This window comes from Mesorhizobium sp. M0983 (assembly GCF_040318975.1).
Taxonomy (GTDB): Bacteria; Pseudomonadota; Alphaproteobacteria; order Rhizobiales; family Rhizobiaceae; genus Mesorhizobium.
The window spans coordinates 249,082-265,317 of sequence record NZ_JAMYNH010000004.1; the positions used below are offsets into that span (position 1 = coordinate 249,082).

Genomic DNA, 16,236 nt, shown 5'->3' on the forward strand with positions numbered 1-16,236 from the left:
CAATGGCGGAACGATCGCAAAATCTTCAGGACCTGTTCCTGAATTCAGTTCGCAAGAGCAAAAACCCACTCACCATCTTTCTCATCAACGGCGTGAAGCTGACCGGCGTGGTCACTTCGTTCGACAATTTCTGCGTTCTGCTGCGTCGCGACGGCCATTCCCAGCTCGTCTACAAGCACGCCATTTCCACGATCATGCCGAGCCAGCCGGTTCAGATGTTCGATGGTGAGGAAAGCCAGGGCGCCTGATTGGCACGTGAGAAAGACGCGGACCGCAGCGTTCGCGGAAAACCAGCACATCAGACCGGGACAGAGGCCAACGGTCCGACCCGGGCGGTGGTCATCGTGCCGGTGCTTACCCGGCAGCCGCGTGGCAACGACGACACCAATCGTCCGCGCCTGACCCGTTCCGCCGAGGCCCGTCGCGACGAGGCGGTCGGCCTCGCCAGCGCCATCGACCTTGACCTGGTCCACACGGCAGTGGTGACCGTCAACGATCCACGCCCGGCGACCTTGCTCGGCAGCGGCAAGGTCGCGGAGTTCGCCGAGATCGTCAAAGAGGGGCACGCGGAAGTGGTCATTGTCGATCATCCGCTGACACCGGTACAGCAGCGCAATCTCGAAAAAGAGTTGAACGCCAAGGTGCTCGACCGCACCGGGCTGATCCTGGAGATTTTCGGCGAGCGCGCCCGCACCAAGGAAGGCACGCTGCAGGTCGACCTTGCCCATCTCAACTACCAGAAGGGCCGCCTTGTGCGGAGCTGGACCCACCTTGAGCGCCAGCGCGGCGGCGCCGGCTTTCTCGGCGGCCCTGGCGAGACGCAGATCGAGTCGGATCGGCGTGTGTTGCAGGACAAGATCACCAAGCTGAAGCATGAGCTCGAAACGGTGCGCCGCACCCGCGACCTGCACCGCGCCAAGCGCAAGAAGGTGCCGTTTCCGGTGGTGGCGATCGTCGGCTACACCAATGCCGGCAAGTCGACGCTGTTCAACCGGCTGACCGGAGCAGGGGTGCTGGCGGAAGACATGCTGTTTGCCACGCTCGACCCGACGCTGCGCCGCGTGCGCCTGCCGCACGGAACGCCGGTCATCCTTTCCGATACGGTCGGCTTCATTTCCGACCTGCCAACGCATCTGGTCGCGGCCTTCAGGGCGACACTGGAGGAAGTGGTCGAGGCAGACCTCGTCATTCATCTGCGCGATATCTCCGACCCCGATACGGCCGCACAGGCCGAAGATGTCGAGCGCATCCTTGCCGATCTCGGCGTTGATGCCCGCGATAGCAAGCGCGTCATCGAAGTGTGGAACAAGATCGACCGGCTCGACGAGGGCAACCGCGCGCGGCTGCTTGCCGATGGTGCTGACGGCAGGAAGGCGCCGCCTATCGCCATATCGGCGGTTACCGGCGAAGGCATCGATGCGCTGAAGGCGATCATCGAGACGATGATGTCGGGCGAACTGGAGACGTTCACCGTCACGCTCAAGCCCGACCAACTCGGCGTCGTCGACTGGCTTTACCGCAACGGCGACATCGTCTCGCGTGATGACAATGAGGATGGCAGCGTGACCATCGCGCTCAAGGCCACACACAGTGCTCGACAAGAGATAGAAAGCCGATTGCGACGTCAAAACAATGGGTAGGGCGTTTATTTCGCGCTTTTTGCCTGCTGCCAGAGCGCTTCCATCTCGTCCAGCGTCGCCTCTTCGAGGCTGTTTCCCGACGCTTGCAGCGCCTGCTCGACATGGTGGAAGCGCGACCGGAATTTTTCGTTGGTGCCGCTGAGTGCCGCTTCGGAATCGATTTTGAGGTGCCGGCCGAGATTGACGATCGCAAACAGCATGTCGCCGAACTCGTCCTTGATCGGTGCGCTGTCGCCTTTGGCCAGCGCTTCGCGTAATTCGCCGATCTCCTCCTCGATCTTTTCGAGGATCGGTGCCGCCTCGCTCCAGTCGAAGCCGACGCGGGCGGCCTTTTCCTGCAGTTTGAGGGCCCGGGTCAGCGCGGGCAGGGCGACCGGCACGCTGTCGAGAAAGCCCTTGCCATGGTCCTCGGGGTCGAGCCCTCGGACGAGGCGGGCGCTGCGCTTCTCCGCTTTTTCCTCCGCTTTGATCTTTTCCCACATGCCCTTCGCCATGCCGGCGCTGCGCGCCTTTTCGTCGCCGAAAACATGCGGGTGGCGGCGGATCATTTTTGTGGTGATGGCCTCGACCACATCGCCGAATGAGAATTCGCCGGCCTCCTCGGCCATTTGCGCGTGGTAGACCACTTGCAACAGGAGATCGCCGAGTTCATCGCGCAGATCGTCCAGGTCGCCCCGCGCGATGGCGTCCGCCACTTCGTAGGCTTCCTCTACCGTGTATGGCGCGATTGTCGAAAAGTCCTGCTCGATATCCCACGGGCAGCCGGTTTCCGGCGCCCGCAGCGCTGCCATGATCTCGATCAGCCGGGAAATGTCTTTCGAGGGTTTCATCTGGGAAACGCTATCCTGTACACGGCTGTGCGGCCAACAGCTTCAGCCGGTGAGGGCGCCTTGTCCACAGATCGGCGGCCAGACCATGATCGTGGAAGCCGGTTTTCGGAAAAGATCATGGTCAAGCAAAAAGTATCAGTCGAGCACGGAGACAATCGCCTTGGCGAGCGCGTCCATGCCGTCCTCGGGCAGGCCGGCAACGTTGATGCGGCTGTCGCCGACCATGTAGATGCCATGCTCGGCGCGCAGCCGCTCGACTTGCGCTTCCGACAGGCCAAGCCGGGAAAACATGCCGCGATGGCTGGCGACGAAATCGAAACGGTCGGAGTTGGACTGCCGCCGCAGCGCTTCGGCGAACTGGACGCGCAGCCGCAGCATGCGCAGGCGCATCTCTTCAAGCTCTGCTTCCCAGTCGGCCCGCAACGTAGCGTCCTCGAGCACCATGCGCACCGCAGCCGCGCCATGGTCCGGCGGCATCGAATACATGGCGCGCGCCGCCGACAGCATCTGGCCCATCGCCATATCCGCCTGCGCACCGTCTTTCGCCATGATCAGCGCTGCACCAACGCGGTCGCGATAGACGGAAAAGTTCTTCGAGCAGCTCGAGGCAACGACCATTTCCGGAACTTTCGCCGCCAGCAGGCGCAAGCCGGCGGCATCCGCATCAAGCCCCTCGCCAAAGCCTTGATAGGCGATGTCGACAAAGGGCAGCAGACCACGCTCAACGACGAGATCGGCAACGGCAGCCCATTGCGAGATGTCTAGATTGGCGCCCGTCGGGTTATGGCAACAGCCATGCAACAGCACGACGTCGCCGGGATTCGCGGTTCTCAACGCATCCAGCATGTCGTCGAAGCGAACCGCACCAGAAGCAACGTCGAAATAGGGGTACTCGCGTATCTGCAGGCCAGCGGCGCGCATCACCGGCATGTGGTTCGGCCATGTCGGATCCGATAGCCAGACCGTCGCGTCGGCGCGGGTCCTTTTCAGCAGCTCTGCCACCAGCCGCAGCGCGCCGGAGCCGCCGGGCGCCTGTGCCGCACGAATGCGCGTCATGTCGGCGGTTGGGCCGAACACCAACCTAGCCATTGCCGCGTTGAAGGCGGTATCGCCGGCAAGGCCGAGATAGGTCTTGGTGTCCTGGCCTCGCAGCAGCCGCTTTTCGGCTTCGCGCACCGCGCGCATCACCGGCGTCTTGCCGTCGCGATCCTTATAGACGCCGACCCCAAGATCGACCTTGTCGGGACGCGGGTCGGCGCGATAGAGCCCGATCAAGGCAAGGATCTTGTCGGCGGGCGCGGGCTGGAGATTTTCGAACATCGACAAGGTTCCGTTGGCGGCGGAGTGATACGCAAACCGGCCGTGCTTTGCCAGCGGTTTCATATGCGCCAACTCGGCGCCGGTTTGCCTCGAGGGCGGCCGATACTATCTGCCGGTCGAGGGCAGGCCCGAGATCTCCCAGGACGAGAGCGCGGCGAGCCGAAAAAATTCGGGGAGAGCGGGATTAAAACCCCGACCTGCTCCGTAAACAGGACATGAAACGGCCGATGCCACGCTTCGATATTCTGGGACAGCTCGGTTCGCTGCGCCGCTACGCACGCTCGCTGACGCGCGACAGCGCCGATGCAGAGGATCTGGTGCATGATGCGCTGGTGCGTGCCTATGAGCGACGCGGCAGCTTCCGCTCAGGCGGAAATCTTCGCGTATGGCTGCTGTCAATCGTCCACAATGCGTTCATCGACGGCTTGCGATCCCGCAAATCCGAAGCGGTGCGCATCGAACAGGCCGGCCATCTCACCGAGGCCAGCGTCCAGGCTCCGCAGGAACATTCCGTCCGGCTGGCACAGGTGCGCGACGCTTTTTTCACATTGCCGGAAGAGCAACGTTGCGCGCTGCATCTCGTCGCCATCGAGGGGCTTAGCTACAGCGAGGCGGCCGAGGTTAGCGGCGTGCCGCTTGGCACGCTGATGTCGCGCATCGGCAGGGCGCGTGCGGCACTCCGCGAGATGGAGGACGCGGCACCGGCACGCACGAAAAGCCATCTGAAGATCGTCGGAGGTGGATCATGAACCAACTGCGCGATCCCGTCACCGACACCGATCTCGACGCCTATGTCGACGATCAGCTGGACGTTGCTCGTCGCATCGAGGTCGAGGCGTTCCTTTCGGCTCGCCCGGAAGCGGCCGCGCGGGTGATGACTGATCTGAGGACGCGTGACGAGCTGCGCGTGGCGCTTGCCGGATCGAAAGGCATGGCGCGGCCGGCGACGGCTGATGCGGCACGGCGGCTGGAGCGGGGGTTAGCGCGCGGCCGTGTCCTTGGTGCTTTGCAGCGCGCGGCGGCTGTCGCTGTTTTCGTCGCCGCCGGCTGGCTTGCGAACGGGCTCATCGGACCGATATCGGTGACGGAAGTCGTCGCTTCGACCCATCCGCCCGCCTATGTGGAGGACGCAGTCCGGGCGCATCGGACGACGCTCGTGCGCGAGGCGATGTCGTCACAACTCGAGGCGCCCGGCTACAATGCCGACGAAATCCGCGCCGCCACGGCGATCGTCATGCCATCGCTGCCAACGGACTGGACGGTCCGTGACGTGCAGATCTACCCATCGCAGTTCGGCCCGAGCGTCGAGATGGCTGTCGAGACAAAAGAGATGGGGCTGCTCTCGCTGTTCGCCATCCGGCCCGGAACATTCGACGTCGTCAAGCCGACTGTCGTTCCGTCGGGCGAGGTTTCCTCGGCCTATTTCCAGATCGGCGAGGTCGCCTACGCAGTCGTCGCACGTAGCGATGTCCGCGGCCTCGATCGCACGGCCGAAGCGCTCGCCAAAACACTCTACTGATCGACTACCTCTAAGAAGGAGAACCAAATGAACAATCTGGGATACATTGGGACCAGAGCCCGAGCCGGAGCCGTCTACGACGAAGGCCTGCGCCGGCACATGCTGCGCGTCTATAACTACATGGGCCTTGGCCTCGTCGTTACGGGCGTGATCGCCCTCGTGGTGGCCTCCACGCCCGCCCTTTACGTGCCGATCTTCTCCACCCCGCTGAAATGGGTGGTGATGCTGGCGCCGCTGGCCTTTGTGCTGCTGTTCTCGTTCCGTATGCAGACGATGTCGGCGGCCGGGGCCCAGGCAATGTTCTGGGCGTTCTGCGCGGTCATGGGTCTGTCGCTGGCTTCCGTGTTCCTGGTCTTTACCGGCACCAGCATCGCCCGCACCTTCTTCATCGCCGCCACCATGTTCGGCGCCACCAGCCTTTATGGCTATACAACCAGTCGCGACCTGACGCAGTTCTCGTCCTTCCTGATCATGGGCCTGATCGGCGTGGTGATCGCCAGCATCGTCAATATCTTCCTGGGTTCGACAGCGCTGCAGTTTGCGATCTCGGTGATCGGCATCGCCGTCTTCGTCGGGCTCACGGCCTGGGACACGCAGACGATCAAGGAGCAGTACGCCGAAAACTTCGGCGCCGAAACACAGCAAAAGCTCGCCGTTTTTGGTGCATTCTCGCTCTATCTGAACTTCGTCAACATCTTCCAGCTGTTGCTGAACTTCACCGGCGAGCGCGAATAGCCGCGTCGGACCGAGACCGGAATAGTACATCATGGACAGAAACGACCAGCAGGCGATCGGACAGCTCTTCGAGAAGCTCGCAAATGTCGAGCGCCAGGCGCCGCCGCGCGATGCCGAAGCGGAACGCTTGATCCAGGACCAGATCACCCAGCAGCCTGGGGCGCCATACTACATGGCACAGACGATCGTGGTGCAGGAGCGGGCCCTGAACGCAGCGCAGGCGCGCATCGAAGAGCTGGAGGAGCAGGCGCGGCAGCCTGCCGGCGGTGGACCGCTCAGTGGCTTCTTCGGCCGCAGCGGCGGCAGGCGCTCAGGCTCGGTTCCGCGGGTAGGGCGCACCGCCTCTGCTGCCGCGGAGGAGCCACAAGACCAGTCACAGCGGGCCGGCGGCGGGTTCCTTGCCGGCGCCGCGCAGACCGCGATGGGGGTGGCAGGCGGCGTGCTGCTCGGCAATGCGATCGCCGGCATGTTTGGCGGCAGCGAAGCGCAGGCAGCCGAACGGCCGGCACCGCAGCCGGACGAAGCCGACCAGGCAGACGATGCCAGCTCCGATAATGGCGGTGACTTCGGGGATATGGAATTCTGACGAGCGACCCAGCCTGTGCCGGCGCTCGTGACGATTGCCGGTCACCGGGTAGGCGGGGGCAGCATCCGGCAAGCGAGCTCTCGCCGGCGGCTAATAGCCCAAGCGCTTCAATTCAGCCTTGACCGCCCTGATCGTCTTGAAACGGAAACGCTTCGTCGTGCCGTCGCGCCATCCGCAGTCGCAGGTGGCGTCGAACTTTTGGCTCACTTTCAATTGCGTCAGCGCCTTCTGGCCCGGTTTGGGGGCGTCGAAGATGCGAACTTCGTAGAGCGTCCCCGAAACGTCGTAGTGCGAAACAGGCCAGGCAAGTATGACAGTCAGTTCCTTTGCCGGATCGTGATCGGCGTTGACGAGGCCGAGCGCTGTAATCTCTGGCGTGCCGCCTTCGTGTTCGCCAAGCGTGACCTGGATTGTACGGTACCCGTCGGGTTGCTGCTGTAGTGCGACGAGTGGGCGTTCCGGATATTCCTCAGTGGTCTGGTAATCGACGAACAGTGTCTGGAGGCCGTTCCAGGTCACGGCTGTGGTGTGCGGATCAGCGTTGTCCGCGAACCCAACCACACGTTTCGCGAAAGCCAGGTCATTCTCGCCTGGCGCACGATCAAAGTCCTGCGCTCGCGCGTCAGTGAATGCGCAGGCGAGGGTGAGGGCAAGACTTGCAAGCAGTGTGTTCATGATTCGCAACCCTAGCACGCCGTTGCCCCACAAATGCTGTCTCGCTGCCAACGGACGCTACAGGCTTCAGTGGACGCTACAGGCTTCAGTCGCATAAGATAGATTATGGAACTGACATGGCCGATAGGACGTGGCGAAGATAGCATAAGCGAGCCGCTGGGCGGTTTGGAGCGAACTCTGTAACCCAGCTATGAAAACCTTGGTCCTTTACGCTGATTTGTAAGGGATTTCGATCGTCATGCCGTCATAGGCAGGCTCGACGTTGGCCGGCGTCTCGGCCATTACCGTGGCGTAGTCGAGCGGCACATGCATATGCGTCAGCACCGCGTTCTTCGGCGCCAGTCTTTCGATCCAGCCGAGCGCCTGGCCAAGCGACAGATGGCTCGGATGGAAGGTGTATTGCAGCGCGTCGATGACCAGCATGTCCAGCCCGCGCATACGCTCGGCTGTCGCTCCCGGAAAGTCGCTGATGTCAGGGCAATAAGCGAGATTGCCGATACGAAAACCCAGCGAGATGATGTCGCCGTGGATTTGCGGCAGCGGTTCGATGGTGAGGGCGCCGCCCTCGCCTTCGATCACCACCGGCCTGTTGTGGTCGATGATATGGGCGTTGACGATCGGCGGATACGAACTGCCTTTCGGTGTTTCGAAACAGTAGCGGAACGCTTCCCTCAGCCGCAGCATGGTAACCTGATCGGCATGGATGTCGATCCGGTGGCGCTGCTCGAGCACGAAGCCGCGCAAATCGTCGATGCCGTGGATGTGGTCGGCATGCGGATGCGTATAGACGACCGCATCGATGCGCCTGACCGATGCCAGCAGCATCTGCTCGCGAAAATCCGGGCCGGTGTCGATGACGACCGTGGTCCTGGCGCCATTCGCCGCGATCCGCTCGACGAGCGCTGCGGTGCGCATGCGCCGGTTCTTTGGGTTGGTCGGATCACAATTGCCCCAGTCGCCGGTGATGCGTGGCGTGCCCGGCGATGAGCCGCAGCCGAGGACGGTAAGACGCAACCGATCGCTCATGCGTCAGGCGCCCGGCGCGCTCGGGCGCGGCATTTTCCTGAACAACCGGAAGAAATTGTCGGTGGTGATAGCAGCGATCTCGGCCTCGCTGACGCCGATCGTGTCGGCCAGCACCTTGGCTGCATGCGCGACATAGGCAGGCTCGTTGCGCTTGCCGCGAAACGGGATCGGCGCAAGGTATGGCGCGTCGGTTTCGACCAGCAGACGGTCGCGCGGCACATCGGCGGCGACGGCGCGCAGCTCGGCGGAGTTCTTGAAAGTCAGGATGCCGGAAAACGAAACGTAGCCGCCGAGCGCCACGCCGATCTCGGCCAGCCGGCGCCCCGATGAAAAACAGTGCAAGATGAAGGGGAAGGCGCCCTTCCCTGTTTCTTCTTCGAGGATATCAGCCATGTTGTCGTCGGCGTCGCGTGAATGGATGACCAGCGGCAGACCGGTCTCACGAGCCGCGGCGATGTGGGTGCGAAAGCCCTGCGCCTGTGCATCGCGCGGCGCATGATCGTAGAAATAATCGAGCCCGGCCTCGCCGATCGCCACCACCTTGTGATGATCGGACAGCCGCACCAGATCCTCGACAGTCACATCAAGCTCTTCGGCCGCATTGTGCGGATGGGTACCGACCGAGCAATAGACCTCATCGAAAGTCTCCGCAATCTCAAGCACTTGTTGAAACCGCTTCACCCGCGTCGAGATCGTCACCATGCGGCCGACACCGGCCGCAAGGGCGCGGGCGACGATGGCCGCCCGCTCCTCGGCGAAATCCGGAAAGTCGAGATGGCAGTGACTGTCGACCAGCATCAGGCGCTTGTATCCGTTTGCTCGACATAGCGTGGAAATACCGGTTCCGGCGCCGGCAGTGCCGTGCCGGATACCAGCGCGTGAGCCTCGGCGACATTCGCGAAATCGCGGCTGTCCGCCGGCACCGCCAAAAGGTCGAGCAGCTTTGCCGCCGACTCCGGAATGAAGGGCTGGCACAGCAGCCCGACACGCCGGATCACTTCAGCCGTCGTCCACAGCACCGTTTCCATGCGTGCCGGATCGGTCTTCTTCAGCGCCCATGGCTCCTGGCCGGCGAAATAGCGGTTGGCTTCCGCCACCACGCCAAAGATCGCCGCCAGCGCCAGATGGATGCCCTGGTCGGCCATCGTCCTGCGCGCCGTGACAAGGGCGGCATTGGCCTGATCGAGGATCGCCTTGTCGGCATTGCTCAATTCGCCGCGCTTAGGCACCACGCCGCCGCAGTTCTTGGCGATCATCGACAGCGAGCGCTGCGCCAGATTGCCGAGATCGTTGGCAAGATCGGCATTGGTGCGGTTGACGATGGCATCGTGACTGTAGCTGCCGTCCTGGCCAAACGGCACTTCGCGCATGAAGAAATAGCGCACCTGGTCAAGGCCGTAGTGCTCGATCATCGCGAACGGATCGACGACATTGCCGACCGACTTCGACATTTTCTCGCCACGGTTGAACAGAAAACCATGCGCGAACACGCGCTTCGGCAATTCGATGCCAGCCGACATCAGGAATGCCGGCCAGTAGACCGCGTGGAAGCGGATGATGTCCTTGCCGATGACGTGGGCGTTTGCCGGCCAGAAAGACCATCTCTCATTGGCCGGATCCGGATAGCCGGCGGCGGTGATGTAGTTGGTTAGTGCATCGACCCAGACATACATCACATGCTTCTCATCGCCGGGCACCGGCACGCCCCATTTGAATGTGGTGCGCGAGATCGACAGATCCTTCAGGCCGGATTTGACAAAGCTGATGATTTCGTTGCGCCGCTCCGCCGGTCCGACGAATTCGGGGCTGTTCTCGTAGAGCGCGAGCAGTCTGTCCTGATAGGCGGAAAGGCGGAAGAAATAGCTCTCTTCCTCGGTCCATTCGACGGGCGAGCCGAGTGGTTCGCGGCGCACGCCGTCGTCACCGACCTTGGTTTCGGCCTCGTCGAAATAGGCTTCCTGCCGCACCGAATACCAGCCGCTGTAGCGGTCGAGGTAGATGTCGCCATTCTCAGCCATGCGCGTCCAGATCGCCTGGCAGGCCTTGTAATGACGCTCCTCGGTGGTGCGGATGAAAACGTCGTTCGAGCAACCGGTCGCTTCGAGCATCGAGCGGAAGATCGCCGAGTTGCGATCGGCAAGCGCTTTCGGCGCTAAGCCTTCGGCGTCCGCCGTCTGCTGCATCTTCAAACCGTGCTCGTCGGTTCCCGAGACGAAGAAGACGTCCTTGCCGTCGAGCCGCTGGAAGCGGGCCAGCGTGTCGCTGGCGATGACATTGTAGGCATGGCCGATATGCGGCTTGCCGTTCGGATAGAAAATCGGCGTCGTGACGTAGTATTTTTCGCGTGCCATGGATGAGCCGTCATGAATGTCTGAATGAAAGATGTCGCGGTGAGATATCGCATCGAAACGGCAATTGCCATCCGACGCCAATGTGGTGGCTTCGAAGTTCCTGCGATTGATTGGGATCAAAACTCAGGGGCTTCAAAGCCACGCCAGCGGCCGTCACATTCGCATTGCAGAATTCAGGCGGTCGATCATGGTCAGGGCGTGCTGCTTCTTGTCGAGATTGTAGGTCTCGGTTTCAGATATAGCGTTCAAAGCCTCGTGCCAAGTATCCGACAGCGTTTTGGCCCGCGCCAAATCGCCGGCCAGCGCGGCCTGGCTGGCGCCGGCCGACAGAAGATCAAGTGCGCGGCGATTGAATATCTCGAACGGGATCGCCTGGTCGCGGCCGGCGACCGCCTCGGCAAGACGGTAGGCGCCGGCGACATCTGTCTTTTTGGCCATCACCAGGGCGTCGAGGGTGGCGGCGATTTCCAGCCCGCCATATTGCGTCAACAGGATCGCAGTGCGGGCGCTGCCCCCTGCCCGTTCCGCCAGCGCCGCGCGCGCCGCAGGATCCTCCGGTGGCGGTGGCTCGATGCCCTCCAGAACCGTCATCAAGCTCTCGGCATCGAGCGGCGCCAACCGCACCATCTGGCAGCGCGACCGGATCGTCGGCAGCAGGCTGCCCGGCGCATGGACGATGAGGATGAACAAGGTGCGCGCCGGTGGTTCTTCAAGATTCTTCAGCAAGGCATTGGCAGCATTGGTGTTCATGTCGTCGGCGGGATCGACGATAACCACCCGGTAGCTGCCGTCATGCGAGGTCAGCGACAGAAAGCGGCTGACCTTGCGGATCTCGTCGACGGTGACCACGGTCTTGAAGCTCTTGGTCTTGTCGTTTGCGGGGCGCGTAAGATGCAGCACCGAAGGATGCGCGCCGGTGGCGATCTGACGAAACAGCGACGATGCCGGATCGGGAACGGCAAGGCTTTCCGGCGCCTGCCCGAAGGCCGCGTGCTTCAACAGGTGATGCGCCAGGTGAAAGGCCAGCGTCGCCTTGCCGATGCCGACCGGCCCGGCAAAGATCAGCGCGTGCGGCAGCTTTCCCGAGCGATAGGCGGCGGCAAGCATATCGGCGGCCTGAAGATGTCCGACGAGACGCGGCGTCTCGGATGGCTCCGGCACCCCGTCCAGCGTATCGTGCTGTTCGGGTGCGATGCGTTCGAAAATCATGCCGGCGCCGCCTGTCTGCTTTGCGCCGGCATCATCTTCTCGAGAGCCGCGAAGACGGTGGCGGTAACGACATCCTCCACCGTGTCCGGGTCTGCTGATGCATCGACGACGACGCAGCGTTCGGGTTCAGCCGCGGCGATGGTCAGAAACGCCTCGCGGCGGCGCTGGTGGATGGCCAATGTTTCCTTCTCGAAGCGGTCCGGGCCGTCACTGCTGCCCCGTCGGGCGGTAGCGCGCCTCAGTCCCTCGGCGGGGTCGATGTCGAAGATCAGCGTCATGTCCGGCACCATGCCGTTGATGGCGACCTTCTCCAACGCGTCCATGAATGCCGGGTCGAGGCCTCCGGTGACGCCCTGGTAGACGCGAGAGGAATCCATGAAGCGGTCGCAAAGCACGACCGAGCCGCGCTCGACTGCCGGCCGGATGACCTGTTCGACATGGTCGGAACGCGCGGCGGCGAAAAGCAGCGCTTCCATCTTGGGGCCGAACGGCTCGGCTGCGCCTGAAAGCAGGACATGCCTGACCGCCTCCGCGCCCGGCGAGCCACCCGGCTCACGCGTCACCAGTACATCGTATTTCTTGGCGCGCATCTTCTTTGCCAGCCGCCCGATCTGCGTCGACTTGCCTGCTCCTTCGCCGCCTTCAAAAGTGATGAAAAATCCGCGCGCCAAAGCCTTTGTCCATACTTCGGGGACCGTATAGTCCCGGCGGGAAAAAAGGTCCACCGCGACGGTGCTAACGCAGCCAGCCGACGGCCAGTTCCTTGGCGGCATCGAGCGCGCGTTGCGGCAACGAACCGACACCGATCGACTCGGCGGCAAAAAGCGGCGTCTCCTGGCTCAGCGTATCGCCGATCCAGACGCGCAGCGTACCCACCGGCTGCCCCTCCTCCACCGGCGCTGCCACCGGTCCGTCATAGACAATCCTGGCGGTGAGCTTGTCGCGGTTGGCGATCGGTAGGAAGATCTCCACGGGTCCATTAGCCTTTAACGCGACGCCGGATTTGGAGCCGCCAAAGACCTGGGCTTCGCCAACCACTTCGTCCTTGGCGAATATCTCCGTCTTCTCGAACGAGCGAACGCCCCAGTCGAGCAGCTTTCGCGCTTCCTCGGCGCGCTCGCGGTCGTTTGCCAGTCCGCTCATTGCCGCAATCATCCTTGTTCCATTGTGGCTGACCGAGCCGACTATGCCGAATCCGGATTGCTCGCTGGCGCCGACTGCAAGGCCGTCGGCGCCTATATCCATGGCCAGCAACGGGTTGCGGTTCCTCTGGGAAATCTTGTTCCAGCTAAAATCCTTCTGGCCATAATAGCGGTAGAGATCCGGGTAGTTGCGCCAGATATGCAGGGCCAGAAGCGCAAGCTCGCGAACGCTCGTTTGCTGCCCGTCGGCCGGCAGACCGGTGGAATTGACGAAGGTCGATTTCTGCAAGCCGATCTGGCGGGCGCGCTCGGTCATCTGCGCCGCGAAATTCGCTTCGGACCCGGCCATTCCTTCAGCGATGACGATACAGCCGTCATTGGCCGCCTGCACGGTCACGCCCTGGATCAGGTCCTCCAGCCGGATCGTCGACTTGAGTTTCGCGAACATGGTCGATGTCCCCGAAGGAGCGCCGCCCTTGCGCCAGGCGTTCTCGCTGACCACGAAAGTGTCGTCGAGCGTCATGCGCCCTGATTTGATGGCGTCGAAGACCACTTCCATCGTCATCAGCTTGGCCAGCGAGGCCGGCGGGATCAACCTGTCCGCATCCTTGGAAAACAGCACGGTGCCGGTTTCGGCGTCGATCATGAAGGCCTGCGCGGCCTTGGTCTCGAAAAGCTGTGCTGAGACCGGCACAAGCGAGAGCAGCAGCAGGCCGAGCGTCATGAGCCCGGTGGAAGGACGGAAAAATTTCATCGGGTTCGACCAGTCAGCCGGCGCTCTTTTGCAAGTTGGCCGAAGCTAGCAGGCTTTTCCGCGGCGGATCAATCGCGCACGAGAAAGCCAGGCGACCCGCCATCAGTTGCGTACGGCAAGCGCATCCGGCGCACCATGCGACCACGCGGCCAGCAGCATCTCGTCCAGGCTGCCATGGCCGTCGGCATAGAGGTTGACCGAGTACCAGCCTTTGCCGTCGAGTTCGGAGCGCTGGATCTCGGTCTTGCCGAAGCTGGAAAGTTTGGCCGCCACCCGCTCGGCTTCGGCGGCATCCTCGAACGAACCCGCCGCGACATAGTCCGTGGGCGACCCGGCTGGAGGAGCTTGCCGTTTCCAGGATTGAAGAATCTCGGCGGGCGACATGCCGACGCCATCCAGCGCGGCGAAGGCGTTGGAGGCGCGCTGCACGCGCTCATTGGCATAGGACAGCGACGCCACAGTGAATGGCGATTGCGCCGGCAGGTTGATTTCCGGACGCTCCGGCACGATCGGTCCAAATTCGGGCAGCGTCACATCGCCGGAGGCCAGTGCCTGCGTCGCAACGACAGCTTCCGATGCCTGCCCGGAATTCGTCAGCTGACCGGGGAACGGCACCACCGCGGCGCTTACCGGCAGGCTCGGCGACGGCCCATTCATGGCGACCATGACACCGCTGGGCAGACCGTCCGATGGATCCGGTGCCCTGTTGCCGGGATGGTACGAGGCCATCAGATATTGACCGTCATTGCCTTCGAGCGGCGCACGGCCGACATATTCGACCTTCACCTCGGCCGTACCGATATTGGCATAATCGAGCATTTCAGCAGCGCGCTTAGACACATCGATGATGCGTCCATCATGATAGGGTCCGCGATCGTTGACGCGCACGATCACCGAGCTGCCGGTCTTCATGTTGGTGACACGCGCATAGCTCGGCAGCGGCATGGTCGGATGCGCCGCCGTCAGATCTGCCATGTCGTAGACTTCGCCGTTGGCGGTCAACCGGCCGTGGAAGGCCTCACCATACCAGGATGCGAGGCCAACCTTGGCGTAACGCTTGTCTTCCTTTGGATAGTACCACTTGCCGCGCACCTGATAGGGTCTGCCGAGCTGATCGCGTCCGCGAGACGTCTTGAACGTCACGCGCGGGCTGGCTTTCACACCGTATTCGGCTTCGGAAAAATATTCCTTGGAGCGTGGTTTCTTGTTGACCATCGCCTTTTGCTGCGGCCCGGCACATGCCGCAAGAAAGGCTGCCGACAAGGCAAACAGCGCGAAAGCGGAAGCGCGACGAAGACGCGGGCGCGCCGTAGTCTGCATTTTCGATTGTCCCCTACAGTCTCGACGAAGGCACCGCAGCTTTAACGTTGGCGGTGCCAAAGCACCCACTCCAGAAACGCCGGCGACTCCCAACCCCAATCCTTTTGTGCGCAGGAATTGTTTATCACCGTATTAACCGATTGTGGTCGGAACCGGGCGAGATTGTGGCACGACCGTCTCGCCGATCGGCATGAAAATCATCGCGTATCGATCACCAGCGCCATTCGTGCCCGCACGCTTTGCTGCCCGGCGTTGGCATGTCTCCGAGCGCAGATTCAGGGACCGAATATCACAAGCTCGGTGAACGTCAGATCTCCAAGTGCGGGTGGTCTGGGGCCCTTGAAGTATTTCAGCCCCTTGTTGGCGCGGTACCACCCCAACAAACCTGGAATCGGCTCCTTGGCGTCGACAAAGCAAACCAGGATTCCCCTTCGCAAGAGAAAGCGCCCCACGGCACCGGCGCACCGGCTTAAATCCGCGAGCGAGCGGCAATAGATGATCTGATGGCATCGGATAAGACCGTGCAACATTCGGCGCGGCATCAACACCAAGGGAAACGCTGCTCCGTCGCAAATGCAGATCAACGACAGGCAGCCCAGCGTGGAGTGTTCAGAGAGTATGTATCTCTCACTCTCGGACAGCATCGCCAATTCCGGAAGATCGGGACGCGCTTCGAGCACGCGACATGACCGCTGCGCCGAACTTAAAGCCGGCACGAAGGTAAATTGTCCGCTGGAGAAGAGCCGAAAGCCGAGCGCCCGGTTGGCTTTCAATGTCGCTTGTGCCGGCGAAATGTTCGTGTAGGTCACATCCCTTCGCTTGAGAACCGCCGCAACCAACATGGCGCCGTAGGGACGGAATTCTGCGTCGACTGACCAGCTTGAAAGATTGCAGCGGATTTCGTCGCCCTCCGACCCCTGGTAGCGAGCATAAAGGGTGAGCACAACGCCGACGATCCGACCGGCATGCTCCAAAACAAAGCCATATTGTGGGAACTCGGCAACTGCGGGCCGCTGCGACAAACGGGTCAGAGCCTGTATCCAGTAACTCCGGTTACGCGCCGGAAAGCCCCTGCACAGACAGTCGACCACTCCCTCCCAGTCGGTTTCTCGAATTGGTCTACAGCGAA

Annotated in this window: 17 protein-coding genes; 6 read left to right on the forward strand and 11 right to left on the reverse strand. The window is 62.4% G+C overall.

Annotation, left to right across the window (positions count from 1 at the left end; translation table 11 throughout):
* Window positions 1-2 precede the first annotated feature (2 nt).
* Window positions 3-248 carry an RNA chaperone Hfq gene (gene hfq, locus NKH71_RS10380; RefSeq protein WP_006202172.1) on the forward strand — a complete coding sequence of 82 codons (246 nt, stop codon included), beginning with the start codon at window positions 3-5 and terminating at the stop codon, window positions 246-248.
* Window positions 249-1,640, forward strand: coding sequence for a GTPase HflX (hflX, locus tag NKH71_RS10385; protein ID WP_352789975.1), 1,392 nt, complete (start codon window positions 249-251; stop codon window positions 1,638-1,640).
* A 5-nt stretch (window positions 1,641-1,645) separates the two neighbouring features.
* Here hflX and mazG read toward each other — a convergent pair whose 3' ends face one another.
* Both mazG and NKH71_RS10395 read right to left on the reverse strand, forming a co-directional pair.
* On the reverse strand, window positions 1,646-2,470 hold the full coding sequence (gene mazG, locus NKH71_RS10390; protein ID WP_352496547.1) for a nucleoside triphosphate pyrophosphohydrolase: 825 nt from the start codon (window positions 2,468-2,470) through the stop codon (window positions 1,646-1,648).
* Window positions 2,471-2,605: 135 nt separating this feature from the next.
* Complete coding sequence (locus NKH71_RS10395; RefSeq protein WP_352789977.1) at window positions 2,606-3,790, reverse strand: amino acid aminotransferase; 1,185 nt, start codon at window positions 3,788-3,790, stop codon at window positions 2,606-2,608.
* 215 nt (window positions 3,791-4,005) lie between these two features.
* Here NKH71_RS10395 and NKH71_RS10400 point away from each other — a divergent pair, with 215 nt between their 5' ends.
* From NKH71_RS10400 to NKH71_RS10415, 4 genes are read left to right on the forward strand one after another with little or no spacing between them, the layout of a single operon-like run.
* A complete protein-coding gene (locus NKH71_RS10400) occupies window positions 4,006-4,539 on the forward strand; it encodes a sigma-70 family RNA polymerase sigma factor (RefSeq protein WP_023717583.1) in 534 nt (177 codons plus the stop codon).
* Entirely contained in the window at window positions 4,536-5,309 is a 774-nt protein-coding gene (locus tag NKH71_RS10405) for an anti-sigma factor family protein (RefSeq protein WP_023717584.1), read from the forward strand. Before NKH71_RS10400 ends, NKH71_RS10405 begins: the two co-directional genes overlap by 4 nt.
* Before the next feature lie 27 nt (window positions 5,310-5,336).
* Window positions 5,337-6,044, forward strand: a complete 708-nt coding sequence (locus tag NKH71_RS10410; RefSeq protein WP_023717585.1) for a Bax inhibitor-1/YccA family protein — start codon at window positions 5,337-5,339, stop codon at window positions 6,042-6,044.
* A gap of 31 nt (window positions 6,045-6,075) precedes the next feature.
* Window positions 6,076-6,630: a DUF2076 domain-containing protein gene (locus NKH71_RS10415; protein ID WP_352789979.1), complete on the forward strand. Its 555-nt coding sequence runs from the start codon at window positions 6,076-6,078 to the stop codon at window positions 6,628-6,630.
* A gap of 90 nt (window positions 6,631-6,720) precedes the next feature.
* On the opposite strand, the gene NKH71_RS10420 is transcribed toward NKH71_RS10415, so the two are convergent.
* From NKH71_RS10420 to NKH71_RS10460, 9 genes are all read right to left on the reverse strand, one after another.
* Window positions 6,721-7,305, reverse strand: a complete 585-nt coding sequence (locus NKH71_RS10420) for a hypothetical protein (protein WP_352789982.1) — start codon at window positions 7,303-7,305, stop codon at window positions 6,721-6,723.
* Window positions 7,306-7,512: 207 nt separating this feature from the next.
* Complete coding sequence (locus NKH71_RS10425) at window positions 7,513-8,331, reverse strand: MBL fold metallo-hydrolase (protein ID WP_023717587.1); 819 nt, start codon at window positions 8,329-8,331, stop codon at window positions 7,513-7,515.
* Between the two features lie 3 nt (window positions 8,332-8,334).
* On the reverse strand, window positions 8,335-9,129 hold the full coding sequence (locus tag NKH71_RS10430; RefSeq protein ID WP_352789984.1) for a TatD family hydrolase: 795 nt from the start codon (window positions 9,127-9,129) through the stop codon (window positions 8,335-8,337).
* Window positions 9,129-10,715, reverse strand: coding sequence for a methionine--tRNA ligase (gene metG, locus NKH71_RS10435; RefSeq protein WP_352482677.1), 1,587 nt, complete (start codon window positions 10,713-10,715; stop codon window positions 9,129-9,131). The genes NKH71_RS10430 and metG overlap by 1 nt, the downstream gene beginning before the upstream one ends.
* Window positions 10,716-10,835: 120 nt before the next feature.
* Window positions 10,836-11,891, reverse strand: coding sequence for a DNA polymerase III subunit delta' (locus NKH71_RS10440; protein WP_352547214.1), 1,056 nt, complete (start codon window positions 11,889-11,891; stop codon window positions 10,836-10,838).
* Window positions 11,888-12,562, reverse strand: coding sequence for a dTMP kinase (gene tmk, locus NKH71_RS10445; protein WP_352482558.1), 675 nt, complete (start codon window positions 12,560-12,562; stop codon window positions 11,888-11,890). The genes NKH71_RS10440 and tmk overlap by 4 nt, the downstream gene beginning before the upstream one ends.
* 64 nt (window positions 12,563-12,626) lie before the next feature.
* Window positions 12,627-13,757: a D-alanyl-D-alanine carboxypeptidase family protein gene (locus tag NKH71_RS10450; RefSeq protein WP_036244342.1), complete on the reverse strand. Its 1,131-nt coding sequence runs from the start codon at window positions 13,755-13,757 to the stop codon at window positions 12,627-12,629.
* A 132-nt stretch (window positions 13,758-13,889) separates the two neighbouring features.
* Window positions 13,890-15,107, reverse strand: a complete 1,218-nt coding sequence (locus NKH71_RS10455; RefSeq protein ID WP_352789988.1) for a septal ring lytic transglycosylase RlpA family protein — start codon at window positions 15,105-15,107, stop codon at window positions 13,890-13,892.
* A 275-nt stretch (window positions 15,108-15,382) separates the two neighbouring features.
* Entirely contained in the window at window positions 15,383-16,129 is a 747-nt protein-coding gene (locus NKH71_RS10460; RefSeq protein WP_245278523.1) for a hypothetical protein, read from the reverse strand.
* Between the last annotated feature and the right edge of the window lie 107 nt (window positions 16,130-16,236).

Bases quoted from the DNA above. Each gene is read 5' to 3' on its own strand.
- NKH71_RS10425 (WP_023717587.1), bottom strand. From the start codon at position 8,331: ATGAGCGATCGGTTGCGTCTTACCGTCCTCGGCTGCGGCTCATCGCCG.
- NKH71_RS10405 (WP_023717584.1), top strand. From the start codon at position 4,536: ATGAACCAACTGCGCGATCCCGTCACCGACACCGATCTCGACGCCTAT.
- NKH71_RS10395 (WP_352789977.1), bottom strand. From the start codon at position 3,790: ATGTTCGAAAATCTCCAGCCCGCGCCCGCCGACAAGATCCTTGCCTTG.
- hfq (WP_006202172.1), top strand. From the start codon at position 3: ATGGCGGAACGATCGCAAAATCTTCAGGACCTGTTCCTGAATTCAGTT.
- NKH71_RS10430 (WP_352789984.1), bottom strand. From the start codon at position 9,129: ATGCTGGTCGACAGTCACTGCCATCTCGACTTTCCGGATTTCGCCGAG.
- NKH71_RS10455 (WP_352789988.1), bottom strand. From the start codon at position 15,107: ATGCAGACTACGGCGCGCCCGCGTCTTCGTCGCGCTTCCGCTTTCGCG.
- NKH71_RS10410 (WP_023717585.1), top strand. From the start codon at position 5,337: ATGAACAATCTGGGATACATTGGGACCAGAGCCCGAGCCGGAGCCGTC.
- NKH71_RS10420 (WP_352789982.1), bottom strand. From the start codon at position 7,305: ATGAACACACTGCTTGCAAGTCTTGCCCTCACCCTCGCCTGCGCATTC.
- NKH71_RS10450 (WP_036244342.1), bottom strand. From the start codon at position 13,757: ATGACGCTCGGCCTGCTGCTGCTCTCGCTTGTGCCGGTCTCAGCACAG.
- mazG (WP_352496547.1), bottom strand. From the start codon at position 2,470: ATGAAACCCTCGAAAGACATTTCCCGGCTGATCGAGATCATGGCAGCG.
- NKH71_RS10415 (WP_352789979.1), top strand. From the start codon at position 6,076: ATGGACAGAAACGACCAGCAGGCGATCGGACAGCTCTTCGAGAAGCTC.
- NKH71_RS10440 (WP_352547214.1), bottom strand. From the start codon at position 11,891: ATGATTTTCGAACGCATCGCACCCGAACAGCACGATACGCTGGACGGG.
- NKH71_RS10400 (WP_023717583.1), top strand. From the start codon at position 4,006: ATGAAACGGCCGATGCCACGCTTCGATATTCTGGGACAGCTCGGTTCG.